Genomic DNA, 26,313 nt, shown 5'->3' on the forward strand with positions numbered 1-26,313 from the left:
CCCATGAAGTGGTGTGCAGGGGAACGATGGAGCTGTCCGATCGCTGTTCCAACCCGGACGTGCCAAAAGCGCTGATCGCCATGCTGGCGCTCGGTCATTGCATGGCGTTCATCGATCGCAACCTGCCTGCGGTGGCTGCGCCGTTGCTGAAGGCGGACCTCGGTTTGACCGACACGCAACTTGGCGTGCTCGATGGTCCGGCCTTTGTGCTGCTGTATGTGGCCGGCATGCTGGCGACTTGGCCGCTGGCGCGTTCGCGTCATCGTTTTGCGGTGCTCGCCGGATGTGTCGCGGCCTGGGCGGCCGGAACAATCGTGTTCGCGTTCGGCCATTCGTTCATGGCCTTGGTGGGCGCGCGTGCATTGACGGGTCTGGGGCAAGCCGCGTATGTGCCGCTGGCACTGACGCTGATCGTGGAATGCGTGGCGACACGCTGGCGCGCGCGCTCCATCGCCATCTTCACGGCGGGGGCGGCCGTGGGCCGCAGTCTTTCCATGGTGTTGGGCGGCGCGACGCTGGCGCTATTGGCACGCTGGATGCCCGGCACCGGTTTCGCACATTGGCGCCTGCTGTGTGTCGTGATGGCCGCGCCGAATCTCGTGTTGATCGTCGCGCTGTTATGCCGTGCCGAGCCGGCGCGCGCCATGTTGCCCTCGGCCAGGGACGTGGCCCGGCAGATGCTGTTCACCTTTCGCGCACGGCCGGGTTTGATGTGCGCGTATCTGTGCGGTGCCGGCGCGAGCGTGCTGGTGGTGCAGACGGTGGGGGCATGGGCGCCTTCGGTACTGCATCGCGAACAAGGGCTTGCGCCTGCGACGGCTGCATGGGTGTTCGGTGCATCCTTGCTCGTGGCGGCGCCGATGGGTCACTTCATCGCCGGCATCCTCGTCGACAAGCGCAAACAGAACATGCCGCCGACGGTGATCATCGCGTACGCCTTGTTGCTGGTGATTCCGCTGCTTTATCTGATTCCTCGCGCGACGTCGGCCACGATGTCCTGCGGTTTGCTGGCACTGGCATCGCTGGTGGCCGACATTGCGGCGCTGGCCGCATTGGCCGGGTTGCCCTCGATGCTGCGGGCGTCGTTGCATGATGCGGGATTGCGCGTCTTCATGGCCTTTATCACCGTCACTGGCGTTGCGCTGGGGCCGTTCATGACGGGCGTGGTCAGCGATGGATTGGGCATGGGCGGCCACGGTTTGTCGCTCGCCTTGATCCGTGTATGCGTCGGCGCGGCGACCATCGGCATCGTGGCGGCACTCATTGCGCGTACGGGCTGGCGTCGCGCGGCCATGGAGGCTGCCGCGTGAGCGAGATCTTTAACTTCGACAGCGCTGCCTTCGATATGGACGACGCGTTCGCGCGCTATAGCGAGCTGTACGCGCGTGGCGCGGACGTCGTGCGCACCGGTGCGACGTTCTTCGCGCGCGTACGCAGCTGGAAACTGGATCGCACCATTTTGTTCGCACGCCAATTCGGCGGCGTGCGCCATATTCGCCAGCAGCGTGTCACCCAGGATGGTTTCGACCATTTCGTGCTGAGCCATGTGGTGGCCGGCGAACTGACCGTTTGCCTGGATGGCAAAACCCTCGTGATCACGCCTGGCGAAAGCGTGCTGCTCGACACCACCCAGCCGATGGAAACGGTGACCGACAGCGTGAACCTGATCACCGTAAGCGTGGCGCGCGACGCCATGCGCGCGGCAGTCGGCGATGTGCAGGATCTGCATGGTTACCTCGTCGGAGCGCGCGAGGGCGGCTTGCTCGGTGCGATGTTGCGCGCGCTGATCGAGCAGGTACCGCATCTGCCGATCGGCGCGCATGCGGCGATTACGCGCACCTTGATCGATCTCCTGTCGGTGGCCATCAAACCCTTCGGTTCGGGCGCGCGCTCGGAATTTCACCGGCTCGAGCATGTGCGCTACGAAACCGTGCGGCGGCTGGTGGAAGCCAATATCGGCGTGCCTGACTTTTGCATTCAAGACATCATCAATGCCACCGGCATCTCGCGCGCCGGCCTGTATCGCCTGTTTGATTTTTGCGGCGGCGTCGCGCGTTTCATTCAAATCTGCCGGCTGCAGCAGTTGCGCGATCGGTTGGACAACCGCCGGTTCGATAGCCTGTCGCTGGCTGAGCTGGCGCCCATGCTGGGGTTTTCCGACGAAAGCCATGCCAGCCGACTGTTCAAGCAGGCCTTCGGCATCGCCCCGGGTGCCTACCGTGCGGCCAGCATCCGGGGGGCGCAACATCCTGCGGTGGACCTGATGGCGCGCCGCTGGAACAGCAGCCTTACCGAGCTCCAGTAGCGCGCGCACCTTCCCGCTTCCTGTACGTGCGTTCCAAACGTGCGACGCACAGACATGTCCCTTTCCGGTTCATCCCCCTAGCATCAGCTAGCGAATAAAACTGCGATACGCATCACATAAATATACGGCACGACAAGGCGAGAGCCGATCGTGCCGAACCTACAGGGGATTGGATGGAACGCCGCTTTCACTTTATCTCGGGCCTGCCCAGGTCCGGGTCCACGCTGCTTTCGGCCATCCTGAGCCAGAACCCGCGCTTCCATGCGGGTATGAGCGGGCCGCTCGGCGGCGCCTTCAACACCCTGCTGGGCGACCTTAGCGGGCGCAACGAGTACTCGGTATTCATCACCGACGAACAGCGCAAGCGGATGCTCAAGGGTCTGTTCGACACCTACTACGGCCCCGAATACGACGCCCAGGTGGTGTTCGACACCAATCGCGCCTGGTGCACCCGTATGCACCATCTCAAGGAGTTGTTCCCGCAGAGCAAGGTCATCGCCTGCGTGCGGCATGTGTCGTGGATCATCGACAGCGTCGAGCAACTCGTCCGCAAGAACACCTTCCAGCCTTCGTCCATCTTCAATTACCAGCCCGGCGGCACGGTGTATTCGCGCGCCGAAGGGCTGGCCAATGGCGATGGCATGGTCGGCTATGCCTACAACGCCGTGAAAGAAGCCTTCTACGGCCACGACACCGCCAACCTGATGCTGCTGCGTTACGAGACGCTGACCAGCGATCCGGCACGCGCGATGGCCGCGGTGTACGACTTCATCGGCGAGCCTGCCTACACGCACGATTTCGACAACATCAGCTACCACGCCGATGAATTCGATCTGCGCGCCGGTACGCCGGGCTTGCACACCGTACGCAAAAAAATCGCCGTGCGCGAACGCACCAGTGTGCTGCCGCCGGATGTGTTCCGTCGTTTCGAAAACGACGCCTTCTGGCTCGATCCAACGCTCAACCCCCGCCAGGTGCGGGTGGTTTAAATGCTGCGCACGCGTGCAGCCGAACGCTTTTCAAAAACCTCGATCGCTGCGCGTGTATGCGCGGCGATCGTCTGAATACAACGCCATAAACCGACACATCGGACGTTAACAGGGGAATTGCCGTGAACCGCATCTATCGACTCGTTTTCAATCGCACGCTCGGCGTGATGCAAGTTGCATCGGAACTGGTTAACGCGCCTAAGGGCGGCGTGGGCGGTGGCGCGGAGGCGTCGTCGAAGCCGGCGCTGAAGTCGCGCCTGTTGGCGTTGGCGGTAACCGCAGCCCTGGTCGCGGTTGCCGCGCCCGCGCAGGCCCAATACTACATAGGGGCGAACGGCGGCACTGGCGGTAATGGCGTTGTTGGCTCGGCCAGTGGGGGAGCCGGTACCGTCTCCAGCGGCGCCTATGCCAATTCAGGCGGTACGGGCGGCGCCTATGGCGGCAGCGGCTCGTCCGGCTTGGGTGCCCACGGCAGCGGGGGTGCTGGTGGCGCAGCCAACATGCCCGGCGCGGGTGGCGCTGGCGCTACGGCGGCCACGCATGGTTACGGCGGCGGCGGTGGCGGCGGCGGCTCAATCGGGTCCGCGGGCGGCGGCGGCGGCGGTGGTGGTGCTGCCGGCTATGTCGCTACCGGAGGCATTTTCGTCAACACCGGCGGCGTCTGGGGCGGCAATGGGGGCAATGGGGGTAACGGTAACCCCGGGGCGTACGCGAGTAGCTCCGGCAATGGCGGCGGCGGTGGCGGCGGCGGTGCCGGTATTTACGCAACATCGGGAAGCACGATCATCGCTGGCGCCAGCACAGTCGTAGGCGGCGGCAACGGTGGCAATGGTGGTGGCGGCTACATTGCCCCGGCTGGCGGCGGGGGCGGTGCGGGCGTGGCCGGTTCCGGCTTCACGCTCACCATCAACGACGGCGGCAGGGTCTGGGGTGGTTACGGCGGCAACGGTGGCGGACAGCTGGGCGACGGCGGTATTGGGGGCGCGGGCGGCGCCGGTGGTGCTGGCGTGGTTGGCTCATCCGTGACCATCAACAACAACAGCGGGGCTATCTTCGGCGGGAACGGTACCAACGGCACCAGCGACACCTACGGCGGGTCGGGCGGTGCCGGCGCCGCGGCCGTCACGATGGTCAATTCATCGTTGACCAACCAAGGTTCCATCACGGGCGGCTATGGCGGTGCTGGCGGCAGCGGCCAAACCGGCGGCATCGCTGGGGCTGGCGGTGTCGGTGTAATGGCCACGGGTAACTCGACCATTATTAACGGTAGCGGCGGCTTCATCGCTGGCGGTAGGGGCGGCGAGGGTGGTGGCGCAAGCGGCTATCAATTGGGCACGCCCGTTGCCAGTGCGACGGGCGGTGCCGGCGGGGCCGGTGTAGCCGGTTCCGGCTTCACTTTGACCAATGAGGACACCATCTGGGGCGGCGACGGTGGGTCCGGTGCAGCAGGCATTGCCGGCTCCTCCGGAAGGGGTAGCAACTACAGCGGGTATGGCGGCGCAACCGGTGGCACTGGCGCTGCCGGTGGCGTAGGCGTCAGCGGCACCTCGATCACCATTGGCAATAGTGGTCTTGGCGGGATTCGCGGCGGCACTGGCGGTGATGGCGGCACGGGAGGGGCTGGTGGTAGCGGCGTCTATTCGAACTCCATCGCCGGTGCAGGCGGGGCGGGCGGCGCAGGTGGGGCTGGCGGCTCCGGCGGTGCCGGTATCAGCGGCTCAAACCTCTCGGTGACCAGTACCGCAGGCATTTATGGGGGTGATGGCGGCAATGGCGGCACGGGTGGTGTCGGAGCGTATGGGGCTTCGGCCAGCAATGCCCCCGTCGGCACCATCAACGGTGGCGCGGGCGGCTCCGGTGGTGCGGGTGGTGCGGGCGGCACCGGTGGCGCGGGCATCTATGGCACCAATGTCACGCTTACGAACTCGGATGTTACGAGGGGCGGTGGTGGTGGCGCCGGTGGTACCGGCGGCGCTGGCGGTATCGGAGGAAGTTCGGGCAGTAGCGGCAATCCGGTATCGGGCGCTGCTGCGGGCCAGGGTGGCGCTGGCGGTGCCGGCGGCATGGGCGGTGCGGGTATGGTTGGTAGTGGCTTCACCGTCACCAATAACAGCATGTTTTACGGCGGTACCGGCGGTAACGGCGGCAGAGGCGGGGACGGTGCAACCACAGGCAGCTCCTACCTGACGAACGGCCAGACCGGCGGGGCGGGTGGTGCAGGCGGGGCGGGTGGCGCAGGTGGCACGGGCGTGATCGCGTACGCATCGACATCGACCCTCAGCAACTACGGGCGCCTCGGTGGTGGCGAGGGTGGCAGCGGTGGCAACGGCGGCGCAGGTGGCGCGGGCGGCAGCGTTGCGAGCGGGCCCAATATTCCGTCCGGCGGCAATGGCGGTGTTGGTGGCGCGGGCGGTTATGGCGGTACAGGTGGCGCAGCAGTCGTAGCCCGCAGCGGCTTCACGCTTAATAACGGGGCCGGAGCGTTTATCACAGGCGGCCGCGGTGGCTTCGGTGGCTCCGGCGGTGCCGGTGGTGCGGCCGGCGCGTCTGCGGGCGGCGACGGTACATCGGGCCTCGGTGGCGCGGGTGGCACGGGCGGCATGGCCGTGACCGGCTTGGGCTTTGTGGTGGTCAATGCCGGCTCGATCTACGGTGGTAGCGGAGGTGATGGCGGTGGGCCGGGCGTGGGCGGTACGCCGGGCAATGGCGGTGCCGGCGGCGTCGCCATCAACGGCTCGGGTTTCACGCTCACCAACAGCGGCACCATCAGGGGTGGTGGTGGTGGTGGTGGTGGCTTCGATCCGTCGACTGTCACGTTAGGCGGGGCTGGGATGGGGGGAGTCGCCGTGGTATCGACCGGCGGCTCGACCATTACCAACAGCGGCACCATTAGCGGCGGTTACGATTTCAATGGGTTCCAGCAGGTCGATGCCATCGACTTCAGCGGTGGCGGAAACGTGCTGGTGCTGGAGGCGGGCTCGGTCATCAACGGCAACGTAATCAGCACCAGCGGCACCGGCACTGGCACCGGCGGTGACACCTTTGAGCTGGGTGGCAGCGCCAACGGCTCGCTCAACGCAAGCTTCGGCGAACAGGGCAGCGGTGCGCAGTTCAAAGGCTTTGCCACCTATGAAAAGACCGGCAGCAGCACGTGGACGCTGAGCGGTTCGTCCAATCTCAATGAAGTGTGGCAAGTCCAGGGTGGCGAGCTGGACCTGGTCGGCAGCAGCACGTTCAACGGCGGTTTCAGCGCGTCCTCGGGCACCACCCTGGGCGTGGCCAATGGCGTGTCAGTGACGGGTGCGGGCGGTACCAATGGTGGTTACGGCGCGAAATACGCCGCTGGCGGCACGGGTGGCGCGGGCAGCGCGGCGGTGAGCGGCGCTGGGTTCACTTTAAACAACCAAAGTCAGATCACGGGCGGCACCGCGGGTTCAGGTGGGGCCGGCGGATCGGGCGCCGCTGCGGGCCTCTATAACGCCGGTTCCGGCTACACGACGCTGCCGGCCGGCGGTGCTGGCGCGGTGGGCGGCATGGGTGGTGCGGGCGGTGCGGCCGTGAACGGCTCGGGCCTCACCCTCAGCAATACGGGCACCATCACGGGCGGCCTGGGCGGCGCGGGCGGTACCGGTGGCGAAGGTGGCTTCGGCGGAAAATACGGTGGTACGACACCGCCCGCATCGACGGGCCCCGCAAGCATCACGGCCGGCAACGGCGGTACGGGTGGCATCGGTGGGGCCGGCGGTCAGGGTGGCGTGGGTGTTTACGCCACCGGTTCCAGCGCGCTGGTCAATAGCGGTTCGATCATGGGCGGCAAGGGCGGCAAGGGTGGCGTCGGTGGTTACGGCGGCTATGGCGGCTGGGTGGCAGACCCCGCCAGCGGCACCATCGGCAACGGTGGTGCCGGCGGTGACGGCGGCACAGGCGGCGTCGGTGGCGCGGGTGGTGCGGCCGTCAGCGGTACGTCCTTCACGCTCACCAACAACAACGGGATCGCGGGTGGCAATGGCGGTGCGGGTGGCGCGGGCGGTAATGGAGCCGGTTTGTTTAACAATCTGCCCTTCCCGATTATCCCGAACGGCAACGGCGGCGCGGGCGGTAGTGGTGGTGCGGGCGGCGCCGGTGGCAACGGCGGCGCGGGCGTGACCGGCACCCATTTCATTTTGACGAACAACGACTACATCGCGGGCGGCAACGGCGGCAATGGCGGTTTCGGTGGTGTCGGCCATTCCGGCAGCTACGCAAACGGCAATGGTGGTAAGGGTGGTAATAACGGCAATGGTGGAGCGGGCGGCCAGGGCGGCAATGGCGTTGAGGGCAGCCAATTCACGCTGACCAACGCTGGCTATGTGCAAGGCGGCAACGGCGGTCGTGGCGGCTACGGTGGCTCCAACGCGGGCGAAGGTGGCGGGACACAGACCGGCGCTGGCGGCAACGGCGGCAATAGTGGCGCGGGTGGCGCTGGCGGCGCGGGTGGCGCGGCGGTCAGCGGGAACCATTTCGTCGTGGTGAATAGCGGCTACGTTTACGGTGGCCAGGGCGGCACCGGTGGTTTTGCCGGTTACGGCGGGGCGGGTGGCCGATCCAGTTCCGGCAATGGCGGCACCGGCGGCAACGGGGGTGCCGGCGGGCTGGGTGGTGCAGGTGGTGCTGGCGTCACCGGTACGTACTTCACGCTCACCAACACCGGCACCATTGCGGGCGGTGCCGGCGGCAACGGCGGCCTGGGCGGTGTTGGTGCGCAAGGTGGCTACAGCGCCAGCTTGATCGGAGGCAATACCGGCAGCCCGGGAGTAGGCGGTGCGGGCGGTGCGGGCGGCAACGGCGTGGAAGGTAGCGAATTTACCTTCACCAACACCGGAGCCGTCACAGGCGGTAACGGTGGCAACGGCGGCGACGGCTACGGCGCTTACGGCGGAGGGCGTTCCTCGACCGGCACAGGCGGCAACGGCGCCAACGGCACGGGTGGCGGTACCGGTGGGGCGGGCGGCGCGGCGGTGAGCGGCGGTAACGGCGCATCCATCATCAACGACTATCAGCTCGTGGGTGGCAATGGCGGCGCTGGCGGCAAGGGTGGGTATGGTGGCTATGGTGGCTACTCGACCCAAGGTGCGGGCGGCACGGGTGGTAACGGCGGCGTTGGCGGTGTTGGCGGTGTCGGTGGCGTGGGTGTTACGGGCAATGGATTCGCGCTCACCAATAACGACGCCATTGCCGGCGGCAGCGGCGGCACCGGTGGCAATGGCGGGGGCGGGAACGGTGCAGGCCGGGGCGCGAATGGCGTGTTTGGCGCCATCGGCAGCTCCAGCGCGGGCGGCAGCGGCGGTGCTGGCGGAGCCGGTGTCAGTGGCTCGGGCTTCGTTGCTGCCAATGCCGGCTCGATCATCGGCGGCGCAGGCGGAGATGGTGGCGAAGGTGGCCAGGCGAATTTCTCCGGCAGCGTCTCTGGCAATGGCGGTAACGGCGGCATGGGTGGCGCGGGCGTCAGCGGCGCCACCTTCAGCCTGACCAATACCGGCAGCATCACTGGCGGTAATGGCGGCGCAGCGGGAACGGCTGGCTACGCCGGCAACGGCAACACGGCCGGCGCGGCTGGCACCGGTGGTGCGGGCGGCGTGGGCGTGGTATCGACCGGCGGCAGCACCATCATCAATGCAGGCACGATTGCTGGCGGCACGAGCGCGACTGGCGTGCAGGCCGATGCGGTGGATCTGAGCGGCGGCGGCAATACGCTGGTGATCGAAGCCACCAGCAATGGCGTTGGCAAATTCATCGGTAATGTGGTCAGCACCAGCGGTACCACCAACGGCGGCGATACGTTCGCGCTCGGCGGCAGCACCAATGCCACCTTTGACCTGGGTCAGGTCGGCGCGATGGGTAGCGGCACCGCGATCCAGGGCTTCACGCAGTTCGCCAAGGCGGGCACGAGTACGTGGACGTTGAGCGGTGCCGGCAACGCCAGCCAGTCGTGGACGATCACCGACGGCACGCTGGCGGGCAACAGCACGAGCATCGTCGGCAACGTGACGTTCTCGGCGGTGAGCGGCGGCAGTCCCAACCTTACGTTTGATCAGACGGCTAACGGCAGCTTCAGTGGCGTGATCAGCGGCGATGGCGCGTTCACCAAGAGCGGTGCGGGCACGTTGATCCTCACCGGCGGCAATACATACACCGGCACCACCACCATCAGCGGCGGCATGCTGCAGGTGGGCAATGGCGGCACCAGCGGCGCGTTGAGTAACACCGTGGTGGATAACGCGGCGCTGGCATTTGATCGCAGCGATACGGTGGTTTACGCCGGTGCGATCAGCGGCAGCGGTAGCCTGGCGCTGACTGGCACCGGCAGTGTGATCCTGGATGGCGTCAACACCTACACCGGCGGTACGACGGTGGCGTCGGGCATGTTGGAAGTGGGCGACAGCGCGCACCCGGGTGCATCGCTGCAAGGCAATGTCACGGTAGATGCGGGCGGTATGCTGCGCGGTCACGGCACCATTGACGGCAATGTCATCAACGACGGCACTGTATGGCCAGGCGGTTCGGTGGGTGTGCTGACGATCAACGGCAACTACACGCAGAACGCAGGCGCGACGTTGCAGATCGACATGACGCCGACGCAGGCATCGGAGCTGGATGTGACCGGCAGCGCCACCCTGGCGGGTACGCTGGAGCTGATCTACGCACCGGGCACGTACACGCAAAGCAGCTACACGCTGGTGAGTGCGAAGTCGGTGACCGGACAGTTCACCAGCACCGTTGCGAACGGTGCCGCGCCCGCTAACGCACAAGTGAGTTATGGCGCCTCGCAGGCCGATCTCGTCTTCACGCCTGCGGGTTCCACCACGCCTTCGGCACGGGTCGCACCGAACGACGGAAGCGTCTACGGCAACCTGATGCGTGCGGACAACCTGGTCGGTCAGCAATCGCTGACCACCGTGCTGGGAGCTACGTTGCGTTCGACCGAAACCGCATGCAATGGCACGGATGCTGCGCATTCCAATACCCTGGCTTCGGCGTGCAACAGCGGCTTGTGGGTGCAATACAGCGGCAGCAGCAATTCGTTGTCTGGCACCAATGGTCTGAACAGCACCGTATTCGGGCTGCAGGGCGGTTGGGATCGGGCCGTGGCTGACACGGCACACGTCGGTGTGGAAGCGGGCTTCGATCGCATCAACGGTAACGATCGCGACGGCGGCAACGGCACGATCGACGATGTCCACGGCGGTTTGTATGCCTTTGCCAACACCGGTCAGGTGGTGGTGTCGGGCATGATCGACGAAACGCACAGCAGCTATCGCGTGTATCGCCAGACGGGTGTCGGCCGCAGCGTTGCGTCGCCCGACGGTGACACCACGGCGGCAGCATTGCAGGCGGCATGGCCGTTGACGGCGGCACAATGGCAGATCACACCGGCCGTAGGTGCGTTGTATCAACACCAGAGCTTGAACGCGTTCGGCGAGACGTTGGCGAGCACCAGTCCGTTGGCTTCAGCCTTCCCTGTGCAGGGCGCGCATAGCACGTACAACACCATGCAGCCGTATGCGATGGTGGCGTTCACGCATCCGTTCGTGGCACAGGGTGTGAGCTATGTGCCGCAATTCTCCGTGGGTTACCGTTATGACACGCGCAATGGCAACACCCCGGTTGTGCAAGAGACGGCCCAGGACGGCACCGTGTTCGGCATGCCCGGCGATACGCTGGGTCGTGGTACGGCCACGGTCGGCGCACGTATCACCGCGCAGGCGGGTGCGTCATGGAGCCTGTACCTGGACTACCAAGGGCAGTTCAGCGGTCGCCTCAATGACAACGCATTGAGCGTGGGCTTCACCAAGAAGTTCTAACGCATGAGCGTCACTGGACCCCGGCTTTCGCCGGGGCGACGCAAGCAGAGGGCACACGGATGTGCCCGACGTTCGCACCTACGGAATCGGTAGCGTCACCGGTGAAGCAGCACGCGGCATCACGCCGCGAGGCCGCGCTCCATGATCCATTCACCGTTGGCAGCCGTGCCGACGCGCACGAAACCCAACCCGGCAAGCAGCCGCTGCCCTGCACGCCGTTCGAGCTTGCGGTTCTCGACGGTGACGATCAGGCGCTGTGGCGCGCCGGGCTCCTGCGCGAGCGCGGTGAACCCTTCGATCATGTGCTCCATCATGCGGGTACCCAAGCCTCGCATGCGGCTGCTCGGGCGGATAAAAATACGCACAAACCCGTACGACTTGCCGTAATCGTCCATGCGGATGGCAACGGTGCAGACACCGGCGATGGCGTCACCCTCATGCAGCAGACACGCGGCCTCCCAGCTGCGGCGCCAGGCTTCGTCGGCGCTGGGCAGCACGCCTTCACGCATCCAAAGCGCGACCAGTTCCCGTCGCAGCGCCTGGGACATACCACCGAAAATCCATTGCACCTTCATCCGTCGGGTTGCGTGAGCCGGATGGTCGGTATCGATCATGAACCCCCCTCGCCTGCATGCATGCGCGCGGCGTCGTTCAAGCGTAGCATGCGCGACGTGGGTGCTTGCCGGACGCATAACAAACGCGCGGCTAAACTGAACGCACCAGGTGACGTTCTAGCCGCGCATCATGAGGTTGACCATGTACCGTCTCATCACCGTGCTTCTGTTCATTGCGGCACTGGTCGTCACCGTTTTGGGTTTCGGCCCGCTGTTCTTCGGTGCGCCGCTCATCGGTATCGTGTTGGTCGCCGCGGGTCTGGCGTGTGAAATCTGCGGCTGGCGACGCATCGTGCAGGTCCGGCGACGCACCGTGGCCAATGCACGGTAATTCCTGAACGCAGGCGCTTGGCCTGCAACACCGTTGTCATCCGGGCCGCTTAGGGTCTTAAGGATGATTAACGCATTCGATGCTGGCATGCGGTGCGTACGCATGCAGGCTTGCCCATGACGATCACACGGCGCGATTTTCTGCGCGGTGCCGGCGCGTGCGTCGGGATGTATGTGCTTGGCGACGCATGGCGCTCAGCCCATGCGGCGGCGATGCCCATGGCCATGCCGATGCGCACCACCGCAGCGATGCTGGCGGCGCCGAAGGTGCCGTTGATCAGCCCGACCTCGCTGGCGCGTTTCGTCGATCCACTGCCGATACCGTCGATTGCGCGCGCTGCCGGGCAACGTGCTCATCCGTCCCAACCCGAGCGTACGCTGCCCTACTACCGTTTGGACATGCGCGCCTGCACCGCGCGCCTGCATCGCGATATCCCGCCGACATCGCTGTGGGGATATGGCGGCCAGTTTCCGGGTCCGACGATCGAGGCGCGAAAGGGTGAACCACTGCTGGTGGAATGGGTGAATGCGTTGCCGCCGAAGCATTTTCTTCCCATCGATCACAGCATTCACGGCGCCGAGCGCGACAAGCCGGAGGTGCGCGCGATCACGCACGTGCACGGTGCGCGTGTTTCCGCCGATGCCGATGGATTTCCAGAGGATTGGTTCACGCCAGGGCATTCGGCGCTGTATCGCTACGGCAACGAACAGGATGCGGCCACGCTGTGGTATCACGATCACGCAATGGGCATCACGCGCCTGAACATCTATGCCGGTCTTGTAGGTACCTACATCGTGCGCGATGAAGAAGAAGCGGCGCTCGGCCTGCCTTCCGGCGATGCCGATATTCCGCTGATCTTGTGCGATCGGCTGGTGGCGCAGAACGGGCAGCTTTATTACCCGGTGTCGGATGATCCGTCCGCACCCTGGGTGATGCAGTGCGAAGGCAATCTGGTGCTGTGCAATGGCAAGATCTTTCCCTATCTGGAGGTGGAGCCGCGACGTTACCGTCTGCGCATGATCAACGTCGCGAACACACGCTTCTTCGATTTATCGCTGTCACACGATCTTCCGTTTCAGCAGGTGGCAAGCGATCAAGGCTTATTGGCCGCTCCGCTGCAGCGCGCGCGCATCGAGCTGTATCCGGCCGAGCGCGCGGACGTGGTGATCGATTTCTCCGCCGTTGCGGGAAAGTCGGTGCAACTGCGGCATGAAGCCGACGGCATCCTGGAATTTCGCGTGCGCGAACAAGGTCGACGCGATATGTCCTCCGTGCCGGCAACGCTGCGTTCGGTGCCGCGCATCGACCCAGTCAGTGCCGTACAAAATCGCATCCTCACGCTCAATGAAGTCGACGATGCCAACGGCAACGCCATGACGATGTTGCTCGATGGCAAGCGCTGGTCCGACCCGATCAGCGAAAGCCCTCGCCAAAACAGCATCGAAACCTGGAGTTTCGTCAACCTGACGGGCGATGCACATCCGATTCATCTGCACCTCGTGCGCTTCCAGATCGTCGATCGCCGGCCGTTCGACCTGTTCGCCTGGAACGCGCACCGCAAACTCGTGTTCACCGGTCCGGCGATCTCGCCTGAACCGCACGAGCTGGGTTGGAAAGACACCGTGCGCGCCGATCCGGGCATGGTCACGCGCATCGCGATGCGCTTCGAGGGCGAGCCCGGGCGCTACGTATGGCACTGCCACTTCCTCGAGCACGAGGACAACGAAATGATGCGTCCTTACCGCGTACTGCCGGCGCAATCCTAAGCATTGCGTCAAGGCGGCGTGCACGTGGTCACGTTTGTCGCAGCACTGTCATGCAGTCATGACGTGATGTCGCGCGCTTGCCAACGTCGCGTCATCTAAGCGGCGCAGACTTCTCGGCGGTTTGCGGGGGAAGTCTCTAACGCAAACCGTAATCAGGGGGATTACTCGATTGCAGGTATCGCAGCACGCCAGCAGGAGACACCAGATATGCCCACGACGTTTGGCAATGCCAAGTTGAAACCCTTTGTACTGTGCGCGCTCATCACCAGCCTGGTTGGGATGGCGAATGCGCAGACCACCACACCTCCCAATGATGCGGGCTTTCGCGCCAACGTGCCTGCCACCGCCACCACGCCCGTACATAGCCAACCTGGCGGCCTGGTTACCCTCTACAACCCCAATTCCGCGCAGGACGCGAGCAACCACACGCGCACGCCGATCAAGCATGTGATTCTGCTGATCGGTGAAAACCGCACCTTTGATCACGTGTTCGCCACCTACACCCCGCCGCACGGCCAAACGGTGGAGAACTTGCTTTCCGAAGGCATCGTAAAGGCAGACGGTACGCCGGGACCGAACGTGGCCAAGGCACAGCAGTGGCAAGCGGACCAGAGCGGCGATTATTCCAATTCGCCCACGCGCACCAGCGCGTATGCCAATCTGCCGCAGATGGACACCGGCGGCGCGCCGACTCAGCCGTATCTGGCATCGGCGGCGCAAGCCGAGGCGATCGAACCGGCACTCCCCAGCGCCGATTATGTCGAGCTGGCTGAAGGCGGCACGGGCCTGCCGAACGATGTGGTCGACACGCGTTTCCCGGCGACGCTGGGTAATGCGCCAGTCAACATGCATGCGTCGATCAGCTACAACGACTACGCCAACAGTCCCGTGCATCGCTTCTTCCAAATGTGGCAGCAGCTCGATTGCAAGGTTGCCAACGCCACCCGCAGCAACCCCAGCGGCTGTCGCGCCGACCTGTTCCCGTGGGTGGAAGTGACCATGGGTGCCGGTAACAACGGTGTCACGCAGCCGGCCAACTTCACCGATCAAAGCACGGGTGAAGGCTCCACCTCGATGCAGTTCCTCAACATGGCCCAAGGCGATGCGCCGTACTTCAAGCAGCTGGCCGAGCAGTATGCGTTGAGCGACAACTTCCATCAGTCGGTGATGGGTGGCACGGGTGCCAACCACATCATGCTCGGCTTCGGCGATGCGATTTACTATGCCGATGCCAATGGCAACCCCGCCGTACCGCCGACCAACCAGATCGAAAATCCGAACTCGCAGACCGGCACCAACAACTGGTGGGTACAGGATGGCTACAGCGGTGGTTCCTATGTGGAATGCGCCGACGATTCGCAGCCGGGCGTTGCGCCGGTGCGCAGCTATCTGAAGAGCCTGCCCTATCGCACTTTCCGCGGCACGGACTGCAAGCCGGGTGCGTACTATCTGGTGAACAACTACAACCCGGGTTATCTGGGTACCGGCGCGGCAGCGCCGCTGGGTGCGGATCAGTACACGATCCCGCCGACCAAGCAGCAGAACCTGGCCTTGTTGCTGACGCGCCATAACGTGAGCTGGAAGTACTACGGCGAAGGTTGGTCCAACGGCACGGAATCGGGTGAAGCGGGTACCTTCTGCAACATCTGCGATCCGTTCCTGTACTCCACGCAGATCATGACCAACCCGACCCTGCGCGCTAACAACCAGGACATCAACAACCTCTACAGCGACATCCAGAACGGCACGCTGCCGGCGGTATCCATCGCCAAACCGGATGGACTGCTGGACGGCCATCCGGCTTCGTCGAAGCTGGAGTTGTTCGAAGGGTATGTGCAGAAGATCGTTCAGATGGTGCAGGCCAATCCGACCTTGTGGAACAACACCGCCATCATGATCACCTTCGACGAAGGCGGCGGTTACTACGACTCCGGGTACGTGCAGCCGATCGACTTCTTCGGTGACGGCACGCGCATCCCGCTGCTGGTGGTTTCCAAGTATTCGACCGGCGGTCGCGTCGTGCACACGTACTACGATCATGTGTCGTTCGACAAATTCGTCGAAGCGAACTGGGGCATCGACCAGACGATCTCCGGGCGCAGCCGCGACAACCTGCCGAATCCGATCCAGTTCCAGAACAATCCCTATGTGCCGGTCAATGCACCTGCCATTGGCGACCTGATGGATATGTTCGACTTCCACCGTGGCTGGCAATCCGACAACGGTAGCGTTGCCGCAACACAACACTGAGTATCCTGATCGACATGCCCTGCCCGCTTGAGCGGGTGGGGCATGTTTTTTGTTTTGCCGAACCGGAACGACGTCACGATGAGCCTGTTAACCCGATCTGTCAGTCACTTGAGTCGCTGGTCCAATCCTGTCGCCGCGCTGATGTTGCTCGGCGCCGCCAGCGCCATCAGCCCGGCTACTCACGCCGATCCGGGTGATTTTCAGGCCATGCCGGGCTTGTGGAAGATCACGTTGCACACCCTCAAGCATGGCCGCGCAGACCCGGACGCCGTGAAGTGGAAATGCCTGTACGACGGCGGCGATCCCTGGACGACCTTTGTGGACGCGATGGCGCCTGACGCCAGTTGTCAACGCAGCGGCGAACATCGCACCAGCACCGCGCTTGCCTGGAGCGTGCATTGCGGCACTCACGCAGGTAACGGCCATATTGCCCTGGATTCGCCCGCGCACTACACCGGCAGCGTGAAACTGGACGGCCAGGACGTGCTGCAGATCGAGGGCAAGCGCTACGCCGCGTGCACCAGCCCGAGCGACTGACCTCCACCGCCCCTTCTTCACATTTTCACCACATTGACGGCCCCAAGTTAGCCTGCGATGGATCGTGGACGGCAGTCCGGGCCAGCTTCACACCGGACACGGTGCGTAGGCGCAATGCCTGCGCGAGGATGACCAAGCAAGGGGGAACAACTTATGCTTTTCGCCAAAGGCGGAATGGCCGGTGCCGTTGCGGCACTGGTGATGATGAGTGCTGTCGCAAACGCGGGGACTTTTCCGGATTACGGCTACCAGCCGCCCGCGTCGTACAAAGGACCGTTATTCCATTTGAGCCAGGATTATCCCAAGGCGCTGCCGCAAGGACCGTTGCCGGCATTCTTCGACCTGTTGCCTGCCAAGCACAGCAACAACTTCGAGCAGTGGCGGCCCTATATGGAAGCCGTCAAAAAATACTGTCTGGAAGGCAATGTCGAGAACGACTGGGATGTGCAGAAAAATCCCATCCGGCACTGGTATCACGCACCGTGGCAACACTACGGGCCACTCGGCCGAGAAGGCATCCACGGACTGACCAAGGAAGCGCAGATTCAAAAGCAGCAGCTTGCTCCAACGCAGTCGGCGACAGGGCAGACCTTCGCGGTGGGCATCTACAACGACATCGGCGGCTACACCTTTGGCGAGGTCTGGAAGGATCCGCAAAATCCCGATCCCAGCTACACCTCGCAGCCCAACAGCTTTCACAACGGTACGGTGGTCTGCAAAGCGTTGTTCGCCGATATCGACGTGAGCCAGGTGCCGTTCCTGGTTCAGCCGGTTTTGTGGAAGGCCTATGTGACCGACAGCTTTGCCTCGGCCAATCGCGAGATCAAAGAGGTTGCGCTGATCCAGATGGATTTTGCCGTGCGCGACACACGTATGCCCGGCACGGGCTGGATCTTCGGCACGTTCCAATACAACGGCAACATGACGCACAAGCCCAGCTGGGACAACCTGGTGCCGGTGGGCGTGATGTGGGGCAACGATCCGGAGAACACCGGCAACGACCACACCAATCCGAAACCCTCGATCACCAAGATCAATCCGACGATCCTTGAATCGGCCATCAATCCCAATACATCCGAATTGCCACCGACACACCTGGGATGGAATGGACGTCTAAACGGCCCGGTGGACAATCCCGTCAGCTCGTGCTTGAGCTGTCATATGACCGCTGAAAGCCCGCAGTTGGCACCGATGAACCCGACCTTCCAGGCGCCGGACAAGGTGCCGCCGGTAGGTTCCAAAGAATGGATGCGCTGGTTCCAGAACATCGATGCCGGCGTGCCGTTCAGCCCAGGCGCGCTCAGCACCGACTTCAGCCTGCAGCTTGCCGGTGGCATCGCCAACTTCTACGACTGGAAGTGCAATCAGGGTGGCGTCTTCGCCGATGGCCACAACGCCTGCGAGCAGGCACGAAATTTCCGCCTCAAGCTGATGAAGTCGGCGACGCCGCCGGCGAAGGTCTACAAGGTGGAACGCGATCCTGCATTGAACGAATTGCATTGATCCGTGCGAACGAACCGGGCCCGTTGCGCGGCCCGGTTCGTTCGCAATGCAACTACCGTTTGCACATGATCCGTGCAACACTCACCACTCGCCGAAGCACAGGGGGCGTGGACGTGCAGATCCTTACGCTGGAACACTTCGCCAGCCACATCAATGAAACTTTCACGGTTGATCTCGGAGCTGGCGATTCACCGTTCGTGTTGATCGAAGCGCGACCGCTTCCAGCCCCTGGATTTCAAAGCACAATGCGCGCGCCGTTTTCGCTGTTTTTCCATCATGCTTCGGCAATATTGTTTCCGCAGCGCATCTATCAGATGGAAAGTCCCGCGCTGGGGAGCTTCGGTATTTTTCTGGTACCGGTGGCGCGCAATCAGGACGGCTTCGTGTATCAGGCCGTATTCAACTGACTCGTCTGTTCGCGTGGCCAATGCATGGCGAAGTAAGGCGAAGAATGCGTAGTGACCTGAAAGCCGAGCCGTGCATAGAGCCGCTGCGCCGCGATGTTGCGTTCATCCACGTGCAGGTCGATACCCGTGGCCTGGTTGTCCCGCGCTACCAATTGTTGCGTCCACGCGAGTAAATCGCCACCGATGCCCTGTCCGCGCCAAGCGGGCAGCAAGGCGATGTCGATCACCAGATAGCTTGGTCGTTGGCGCAGCAGGTAATAACGCCCGATCGCCTCATCACCGCATTGCACGAGGTAGAAATCGGCCGCGGCATACGACGTCACGAAGTCACGATGCTGGAATGCGAACTGACTGTCGAGAAAGGCGTGCTGCAGATCGTCCGGCCAGCCGGTTTGCGCCAGCTCCTGTGCACGCAGGGTGCCATAGAGCTGACGCAGAAACGGCAAATCGGATGCTTCGGCATGTCGCAACCGGATGTCCGGCACGGCGAACGATGTCGCGCGTGCTGGCGCATCCGGTTGCCCCGAGGGAAATGCCGGAAGAGGAAAAGACGCACCCGGCATCATGAAAATGAGGGGAAAACGCCGTACAGAGCGATGCAGTAATTAAGCGCCAGGGCAGGTTGTCGGTTTTCGTGCGGCTGGTTCTGGCCGTTGGGGTTCAGCATCTGCGGACTGAAGGTGGTGTTGGGCTTGGTGCCTACGGCCGGAAAAGGAGAGGTACTGAAAGGTATGATCAATGCATTGCCCGACGAAGGTTTGTTGGTGCGCTTGCTGGTGTCGGGCTGGTTGTATTCGGTGAACCCATGGGTGTGCACGGGCATCTCGGTTGTCAGGAGCGTTAGGCTGTCTACGCCGAATGCCTCCCCGACGTCACGCTGTGACAAACCCGGTCCCTGCCCCTGACTGCATGCCGCTTGCGCTGCCAGATTGGGTAATTGGAACGTGCTGGTGCCGTTGCCGCCGTACAAGGTGCCAATGAGCGAGAAGAGCGCGGTGTTCTGCTGGATCGCCAGCGTCGCGCCATTGCACTGCGCCCACTGATAGGGCGCGAAATTAAAGCCGAAAACCTGAATTTCACCAATAAATGGTTGTGTCATGAGCGTGCTCCCGAACGTGCGATGTCATGGTGGATTGCATGCGCGATGCGGCATCAGCCCTGCGATGGATAAAAGCCTTGATACGCTATGCAGTAGGACACGGTCAGTGTCGGCATCGTGTTGTCATGAGGTTGACTGCCACCCTGCGCCGAAATGCTGGTGTTCGCCATTGTGAAGGAGCTCGAACCGGCCAGGTCCGTGGCATACATGGTGTCGGTCGTCGTAAGCGCGCCCGGCAGCACGGTAGGACCGGGCGTTTTGGTGCTGGCGTTGTTATTGGTGGCATTGGCGATATGCGTGTGCAGGGGCAACTGGTTGCTGTTCAACGTGACGCTCTCGGTACCGTCCAGCTGGCCTATTACGCGTGGCGAGAGTCCGATGCCGGTGCCCTGATGCAACGGTATGCGCCCGCGCAGGTCGGGCAAGCCGAACGTATTGACGCCGTCGCCGCCGTAGGTCGTACCGAGCAATTGGTACAGCACATCGTATTGCGAAATGGGCCGAAGGCTCCCGTCGCAGGCGAACCAGCCGTTGGGAACGCGTGGAAAGCTCAAGAGGCGAATTTCGCCCACATAACACTCACTCATGGCATTGCTCCTTGCAAAAAGGAATAGGGCACGACGGTCAAGAGCGCGACGGGAAGATGCCGGTAAGGGCGATATTGAAATTGATCGCCAAGAACGGCTGCATATTCGAATGCGGCGCCCCGGAACCGGTGTTTTGCACCTGCGTGTTCACGAGCGGAATCAGACTGTTATTGGGCGCGGCGTAGATCGACTCGCTCGACGGTGCGCCATAGATGGTGTTATTAGGGTCACGGATGGTGCCGGCTTGATTCGTGGCGTTCATCATGTGCTGATGGCTCGGCATCTGCGCCTGGGTGAGCGAGACGTTTTCCACGCCCAATACCTGTCCCTGGTTATAGGTAGTGCCCGCGCCGACGGGCGTTCGCCCGCGCAGGTCCGGTAACGCGAAACTATTTACGCCATTACCGCCGTAATACGTGCCCAGCAGCGAAAAAAGCGCAGTATTTTGCTGGATCGGCAGTAATTGGCCATTACAGAGTGCAAAACCACGCTGCGGAAAGCCAAAACCGGTGAGCATGATTTGCCCGAGGAAATAATTGGACATAGCGTTTTTCCCCTTAGGTCAGGTGTGAAGAACCACACGGAGCCGTATCTTTCCCTAACAGGCAAAGACCGACGGGTACTGCAGACGCGGATTTAATACCAACGGTGTTACAGTTAGGGCGCTATTACGCGCTTCAGCGTTTATCGCGCGGTGGGGACCCTTTTGTAAAGGTGCCGCAGGTAATTAGGGGATAGGGGGAAGGAACGTGCGTCCATGGCAGGCGGTGTTCGCTCGGCTGCATGCTGCAGTGCGAGAGAAGGGAAGTTGGCTGCGTATCGTATTGGTGCTGGGCATGCTTGCAGCTATGCCGGGCGTCGCGCGCGCCACGTGCACGACGGAGAGTTTCACGGCGGTTTCTGGCGCCACGTCTCCATTGAACGTAGGTCCCTGCACGGACGGCATTGGCATCGATGGCATCGTATCGGGCCCCTCTCACGGCACGCTCGATACCAGCGATCCGGTCGTTCTGGAGTACACGAACGACGGTAAAGGCGCGACCTCTGATTCATTCGTTTTTCTGGACGACAATAACAATCAGGTCACCGCCCTTATTACGATCGTCGCAGCGGCTTCCATTACGCTATCTCCCACCTCGGCGCCCAGTGGCACCCTAGGCCAGTCTTATTCGCTGCAATTCGCAGCCTCCGGTGGCGTTGGCTCCCCTTATACCTATGGGATTACGCAAGGCGTCTTGCCGGCGGGATTGAGCGATAATTCTAGCGGTCTCATTTCAGGTACGCCGACAGAAAGCGGCTCGTTTACGATTACCGAAACGGCCACCGATTCAGCGAACAACACCGGCTCCGTAACCGTCACGATTGTCATCGGCGGCAGCAGCATCGTTGTCACGCCGGCGAGTGGGAACTTGCCGAACGCCACCGCGTATCAGGCTTACAGCCAAACGATGAGCGCAAGCGGCGGCACCGCGCCCTATACGTACGCGCAGGTGCCCGGCACGGCACCGCCTGCCGGTATTTCGATCGGCAGCGGGGGCTCGATTTCCGGTACAGCCACCGCACTGGGCACGACCAATTTTTCAGTAAAGGTAACGGACAACACCGGTACGTCTACGCAAGTCAGTTACAGCTTGCAGGTGGTGGCGCCGACGATCACCGTGTCGCCCTCCAGCCTGCCAAGCGGGATTCAGAACAACGCCTACAGTGCACAGACCCTATTGGCGAGCGGGGGCAGCTCGCCGTATACCTTTGCCGTTGCTTCCGGCGCTTTGCCCAATGGCATGACTTTGTCGAGCGCAGGTCAATTGAGCGGAACGCCCACGGTAACGGGTAATTTCAACTTCACCGCGCAGGCGACTGATGCGCACGGGTTCACCGGCACACAAAACTACACCCTGGTGATCAATGCCCTGACCGTGCCGGGCGCACCGACCATCGGCACCGCCACGGCGGGCGATGCGCAGGCAACGGTGACTTTCACCGCGCCAGCCAATAATGGCGGCGCCACCATCACCGGCTATACCGTCACCAGCAGTCCCGGCGGCATTACGGGGACGTGTGCAGCCTCCCCGTGCACAGTGACAGGTCTTACCGATGGGACGGCTTATACCTTCACAGCGACGGCCACCAATTCGGTCGGCACGAGCGCGCCTTCTGCCGCGTCGAACAGTGTGACGCCGAAGGCTAATCAAACGATCACCTTCACTAACCCCAACACGCAGAATTTCGGCACGACGCCTACGCTGTCAGCCACCGCAAGTTCGGGTCTGGCCGTAACGTTCTCGTCGACGACGGCGCCCGTGTGCACGATTACCCCGGCGGGCCAGCTTACTTTCATTACCGCGGGCACCTGCGCCATCAATGCCGATCAGACCGGCAACGGCACGTACGCACCGGCGCCAACCGTGTCGCAATCGTTTGCCGTGGCGGCCGTGGTGCCCGGCGCGCCGACCATCGGCACGGCCACAGCGGGGACTACGCAAGCATCGGTAAGTTTCACGGCACCGGCATTTACCGGTGGCGTGTCCATCACCAGTTATACGGCCACTTCCAGTCCGGGCAATTTAACCGGCACTTGTGCATCGTCGCCTTGTGTGGTGACCGGCTTGACGAATGGCACGGCCTATACGTTCACCGTCACGGCGACCAATTCGGCCGGCACAGGTGCGCCTTCGGCCGCGTCCAATAGCGTGACGCCGGCGGCGCCGCAGACGATTACCTTCAACAACCCCGGTACGCAGAATTTTGGTACCACGCCCACGCTCACCGCTACGGCGAGTTCCGGTCTTGCCGTTAGCTTTAACTCGAGCACGGCCTCGGTGTGCACGATCACGAATGTGGGTGCTTTGACCACCGTCTCATCGGGTACCTGCACCATCAATGCGAACCAGGGGGGCGATAGCGCTTATCTGCCGGCGCCACAAGTGAGCCAATCGTTCACTGTCGCGGCCGTGGTGCCAGGCGCTCCAGTCATTGGCACCGCCACGGCAGGCGCTGCGCAGGCTTCGGTGAGTTTTGTCCCACCTGCATTCACCGGTGGTACGTCGATCACCAGCTACATCGCCACCAGCAGTCCTGGCGGTCTCACCGGCACCTGTGCATCCTCACCTTGCATCGTCACCGGCTTGACGAACGGTACGGCCTATACCTTCACCGTCACGGCGACAAATGCGGTAGGGACGGGTGCGCCCTCGGCCGCTTCCAACAGCGTGACGCCCAAGAGCAGCCAGACGATCACGTTCAACAATCCTGGTACGCAGAATTTCGGTACATCGCCGACGCTCACGGCGACAGCGAGTTCCGGCTTGCCCGTGACATTCGCATCGAGCACCGCCAGCGTATGCACGATCACCAACAACGGCATATTGACGACGGTGTCGCCCGGCTCCTGCACGATCAATGCAAACCAGGGGGGTAACGGTGCTTATTCAGCGGCACCGCAAGTCAGTCAAACTTTTGCCATAGGCGGGGTCGCGCCAGGCGCACCGACCATCGGCACGGCTACGGCAGGCGATACGCAAGCGACGGTGGCATTTACCCCGCCCACGTTCAATGGCGGCAATGCGATTACCGGCTACACCGCTACCAGCAATCCCGGCGGCATCACTGGCACGTGTGCGAATTCTCCATGCACGGTGACCGGATTGACCGATGGCACGGCCTATACCTTCACCGTCACGGCGACCAACGCGGCAGGTACAAGCGTGGCCTCGTCCGCTTCCAACAGCGTAACGCCGAAGGCCGCCGGTGCCATTACCCATTTCGCGGCCAATCCGGCGCAACCGATGTTCAAGCCCAGTGGTACGTTTACCGTATCGGCAACCGGCGATGGGTCGAGCAGTCCGGTGGTGTTTGCGATTGCATCGTCGTCGAACTCGGTGTGTTCGATCCAAGGCACCACGGTGACAACACTCTCCGCCGGCACGTGCAACGTCACCGCCAATCAAGCCGGCGATGCGAGCCACTTCGCCGCGCCGCAAGTGACGCTGGCGGTGACCATCACCAATCCGCCGCCGCCGGTGGTGACCAATGTCAGCGCGAACACCCACTACAACACGGCAACAGCCATCAATTTGAGTAGTGCGATCACCGGCATCGACGTAACGTCCGTAGCGATCGCGAAGATGCCTGCCCACGGTACGGCAACCATCTCGGGTGAAAGCATCACCTATACCCCCTCGCCTACCTTCTACGGTGGGACGGACAGCATCACCTATACGGCGACCAATCCGGGTGGCACGTCTTCGCCCGCCACCATCACGGTGACGGTCACATCTCTGGCAGTGCCAGTGGTTGAGGCGCACACGGTGACGACCACAGCAGGCACGGCGGTAGTGGTGCAGGCCGAAACGGGCGCAACCGGCCCGCAACCGTTCACCGGCGTCAGCGTGTCAGCACAGCCTGCGCACGGCAGTGCAACGGCAGGCGGCACTCAGATCACCTATACCCCCGCTGCAGGTTTCGTCGGCACCGATACGTTCACTTACGCCGTCAGCAATAACTTCGGCAGTTCACAGCCGGCGACCATCACGGTTACCGTCACTGCGGCAGGCAGTGCAAGCGGCCACACCAAGACGGTGCTGACCAAGCCGGGCACGCCGGTGTCGGTGGATCTGGCGAGCATCGTCCCGGGGTCGTATGTTTCCTCGACGCTGTTAGGGCTTTCGCCGGGCAACGCAGGCAACGTGTCGCTCGGCCAGCCCACGGAGCTGACGTTTACGTCTGCAGGAAACTTCCTTGGTCTGGTGCAGATCACCGCGGTACTCACGTCCTCGTCCGGTGCGCCGGTTACCGTGGACGTCCTTGTGCTGGTGACCAATCAACCTGATCCATCCAAGAACGCCGATGCGCTGGGCATCATCAATGCACAGACCACCGAAGCGGAAATGTTCGCGCAGAGTCAGCTCGATAATATCCGCGGTCGCCTGGAAAGCCTGCACGACGGCGGTGGCTCCCTCTTCAGCAACACTTTGTCGCTGAGCATGGATGGGCAGCCGATGCATGCATCCGGTCCAAACGCTACTACGCCGAATGCACCGTGGAACGGGAGCATCATGCGACCCGGCATAGGCGCCAGCGACGCCGTGAGCGATGGTACGGCGCAGCCGACGACGTCCAACGCCAGACAGACCACGCCACTGCAAGGACCTCAGGGATTGGGCATCTGGATCGGCGGCGCCGCGAACTTCGGCTCGTTCGACGCTTACCGTCAGGCGGCGGGTTTCGATTCGGACAACATGGCGATTACGACCGGCGTGGACCAGCGTCTGGGCGAGCGTGGCCTGGTCGGCCTGAGCGTCGGTTACAACCACGACAACACCGATATCGCCAACGATGGCACGCACAGTATTGCGCAGGGTTACAGCGCTGCCGTGTACGGCAGCTTCGAACCCTCCGCTCGCACGTATATCGACGGTGTGCTGGGCGGTGGCGGCCTGAATTTCAGCAGTCGCCGCTATGACGACGATACGGGCGACTACTTGCTAGGCCGACGCAACGGCGATCAGTGGTTCGCATCGCTGACCGGCGGTTACGAATACAAGTGGAACAATTGGTTGCTGTCGCCCTATGGTCGATTGGAATGGTCGATGGCACGGTTGAACAGTTTCTCCGAAACCGGTGACGTTACGGGTGCGCTGACCTATGGTGATGAGACTGTGCGCACTTCGCAGACCATCCTTGGTATACGCGCGAGCGGGCAGGTGCAGGAAAGCTTCGGCACGCTGGTTCCGCACATCCGCTTTGAATTCGGCCACGACTTCCAGGGCGCCAGCAGCACTACGTTGAGCTATGCATTCATTCCGTCGGCGGGATCATGGAATGTGCTGACCAATCCCTACAGCGCCAATGGCAACAGTCTGGAGCTGGGCTTTGGAACGGATCTCCAGTTGCAGCGCAATTGGTTGATCACCACCGAATACGACTACCTGGCGCAACCGCATTCGCATGACCAGATGATTCGTGTGGGCGTGAAGAAGAAGTTCTAGCGCAAAAGGTTGCTCCATCCATCGTCCCGGCGCTCGCCGGGACGATAGAGGCTCCATTTCAAGCCTCCACGTCATTGCCCACATGACGCTTTCCGAA

16 protein-coding genes are annotated in these 26,313 nt (G+C 63.0%); 11 read left to right on the forward strand and 5 right to left on the reverse strand.

Annotated features, from left to right (window positions below; all coding sequences use genetic code 11):
* The first annotated feature begins 26 nt into the window (after positions 1 to 26).
* The 4 genes from DWU98_RS10670 to DWU98_RS22425 all read left to right on the forward strand — a co-directional run bounded on the left by DWU98_RS10670 (position 27) and on the right by DWU98_RS22425 (position 11,135).
* Positions 27 to 1,310 carry an MFS transporter gene (locus DWU98_RS10670; RefSeq protein WP_115495541.1) on the forward strand — a complete coding sequence of 428 codons (1,284 nt, stop codon included), beginning with the start codon at positions 27 to 29 and terminating at the stop codon, positions 1,308 to 1,310.
* Positions 1,307 to 2,305 carry an AraC-like ligand-binding domain-containing protein gene (locus DWU98_RS10675; RefSeq protein ID WP_158545032.1) on the forward strand — a complete coding sequence of 333 codons (999 nt, stop codon included), beginning with the start codon at positions 1,307 to 1,309 and terminating at the stop codon, positions 2,303 to 2,305. Before DWU98_RS10670 ends, DWU98_RS10675 begins: the two co-directional genes overlap by 4 nt.
* A 173-nt stretch (positions 2,306 to 2,478) precedes the next feature.
* Positions 2,479 to 3,294: a sulfotransferase family protein gene (locus DWU98_RS10680; RefSeq protein WP_115495543.1), complete on the forward strand. Its 816-nt coding sequence runs from the start codon at positions 2,479 to 2,481 to the stop codon at positions 3,292 to 3,294.
* 122 nt (positions 3,295 to 3,416) lie between these two features.
* Positions 3,417 to 11,135 (forward strand): ESPR-type extended signal peptide-containing protein, encoded by a 7,719-nt coding sequence (locus DWU98_RS22425; protein WP_158545033.1) that lies wholly within the window; start codon positions 3,417 to 3,419, stop codon positions 11,133 to 11,135.
* Positions 11,136 to 11,254: 119 nt separating this feature from the next.
* Here the strand turns inward: DWU98_RS22425 and DWU98_RS10710 are convergent, their stop codons facing one another.
* Entirely contained in the window at positions 11,255 to 11,683 is a 429-nt protein-coding gene (locus DWU98_RS10710) for a GNAT family N-acetyltransferase (RefSeq protein ID WP_158545034.1), read from the reverse strand.
* 208 nt (positions 11,684 to 11,891) lie between these two features.
* On the opposite strand from DWU98_RS10710, the gene DWU98_RS10715 reads away from it, so the two are divergent.
* The 6 genes from DWU98_RS10715 (at position 11,892) to DWU98_RS10740 (ending at position 18,543) form a co-directional block, all read left to right on the forward strand.
* On the forward strand, positions 11,892 to 12,080 hold the full coding sequence (locus tag DWU98_RS10715; protein WP_115495545.1) for a glycosyl transferase family 39: 189 nt from the start codon (positions 11,892 to 11,894) through the stop codon (positions 12,078 to 12,080).
* A gap of 116 nt (positions 12,081 to 12,196) precedes the next feature.
* On the forward strand, positions 12,197 to 13,846 hold the full coding sequence (locus DWU98_RS10720; protein WP_115495546.1) for a multicopper oxidase family protein: 1,650 nt from the start codon (positions 12,197 to 12,199) through the stop codon (positions 13,844 to 13,846).
* 207 nt (positions 13,847 to 14,053) lie between these two features.
* On the forward strand, positions 14,054 to 16,096 hold the full coding sequence (locus DWU98_RS10725; protein ID WP_115495547.1) for an alkaline phosphatase family protein: 2,043 nt from the start codon (positions 14,054 to 14,056) through the stop codon (positions 16,094 to 16,096).
* Between the two features lie 78 nt (positions 16,097 to 16,174).
* Positions 16,175 to 16,633 carry a hypothetical protein gene (locus DWU98_RS10730; RefSeq protein WP_147293295.1) on the forward strand — a complete coding sequence of 153 codons (459 nt, stop codon included), beginning with the start codon at positions 16,175 to 16,177 and terminating at the stop codon, positions 16,631 to 16,633.
* Between the two features lie 153 nt (positions 16,634 to 16,786).
* A complete protein-coding gene (locus tag DWU98_RS10735; protein WP_115495549.1) occupies positions 16,787 to 18,136 on the forward strand; it encodes a hypothetical protein in 1,350 nt (449 codons plus the stop codon).
* 113 nt (positions 18,137 to 18,249) lie between these two features.
* The gene (locus DWU98_RS10740) at positions 18,250 to 18,543 is read left to right on the forward strand and encodes a DUF6916 family protein (RefSeq protein WP_115495623.1); all 294 of its coding nucleotides are present in this window, start codon (positions 18,250 to 18,252) and stop codon (positions 18,541 to 18,543) included.
* Here the strand turns inward: DWU98_RS10740 and DWU98_RS10745 are convergent.
* Genes DWU98_RS10745 through DWU98_RS10760 form a run of 4 tightly spaced genes read right to left on the reverse strand, consistent with a single transcriptional unit; the run spans position 18,525 to position 20,773 of the window.
* Positions 18,525 to 19,109 carry a GNAT family N-acetyltransferase gene (locus DWU98_RS10745; protein ID WP_329955401.1) on the reverse strand — a complete coding sequence of 195 codons (585 nt, stop codon included), beginning with the start codon at positions 19,107 to 19,109 and terminating at the stop codon, positions 18,525 to 18,527. The genes DWU98_RS10740 and DWU98_RS10745 overlap by 19 nt on opposite strands.
* Positions 19,106 to 19,642, reverse strand: a complete 537-nt coding sequence (locus DWU98_RS10750; RefSeq protein WP_115495550.1) for a phage tail protein — start codon at positions 19,640 to 19,642, stop codon at positions 19,106 to 19,108. Before DWU98_RS10750 ends, DWU98_RS10745 begins: the two co-directional genes overlap by 4 nt.
* 53 nt (positions 19,643 to 19,695) lie before the next feature.
* Positions 19,696 to 20,229 carry a phage tail protein gene (locus DWU98_RS10755; RefSeq protein WP_115495551.1) on the reverse strand — a complete coding sequence of 178 codons (534 nt, stop codon included), beginning with the start codon at positions 20,227 to 20,229 and terminating at the stop codon, positions 19,696 to 19,698.
* A 37-nt stretch (positions 20,230 to 20,266) separates the two neighbouring features.
* Positions 20,267 to 20,773, reverse strand: coding sequence for a phage tail protein (locus DWU98_RS10760; RefSeq protein ID WP_115495552.1), 507 nt, complete (start codon positions 20,771 to 20,773; stop codon positions 20,267 to 20,269).
* Positions 20,774 to 20,978: 205 nt separating this feature from the next.
* Between DWU98_RS10760 and DWU98_RS10765 the strand changes: the two genes are divergently transcribed.
* Positions 20,979 to 26,216, forward strand: coding sequence for an autotransporter domain-containing protein (locus tag DWU98_RS10765; protein WP_147293296.1), 5,238 nt, complete (start codon positions 20,979 to 20,981; stop codon positions 26,214 to 26,216).
* Positions 26,217 to 26,313 lie beyond the last annotated feature (97 nt).

The organism is Dyella monticola, from assembly GCF_003363155.1.
Classification (GTDB): Bacteria; Pseudomonadota; Gammaproteobacteria; order Xanthomonadales; family Rhodanobacteraceae; genus Dyella_B; species Dyella_B monticola.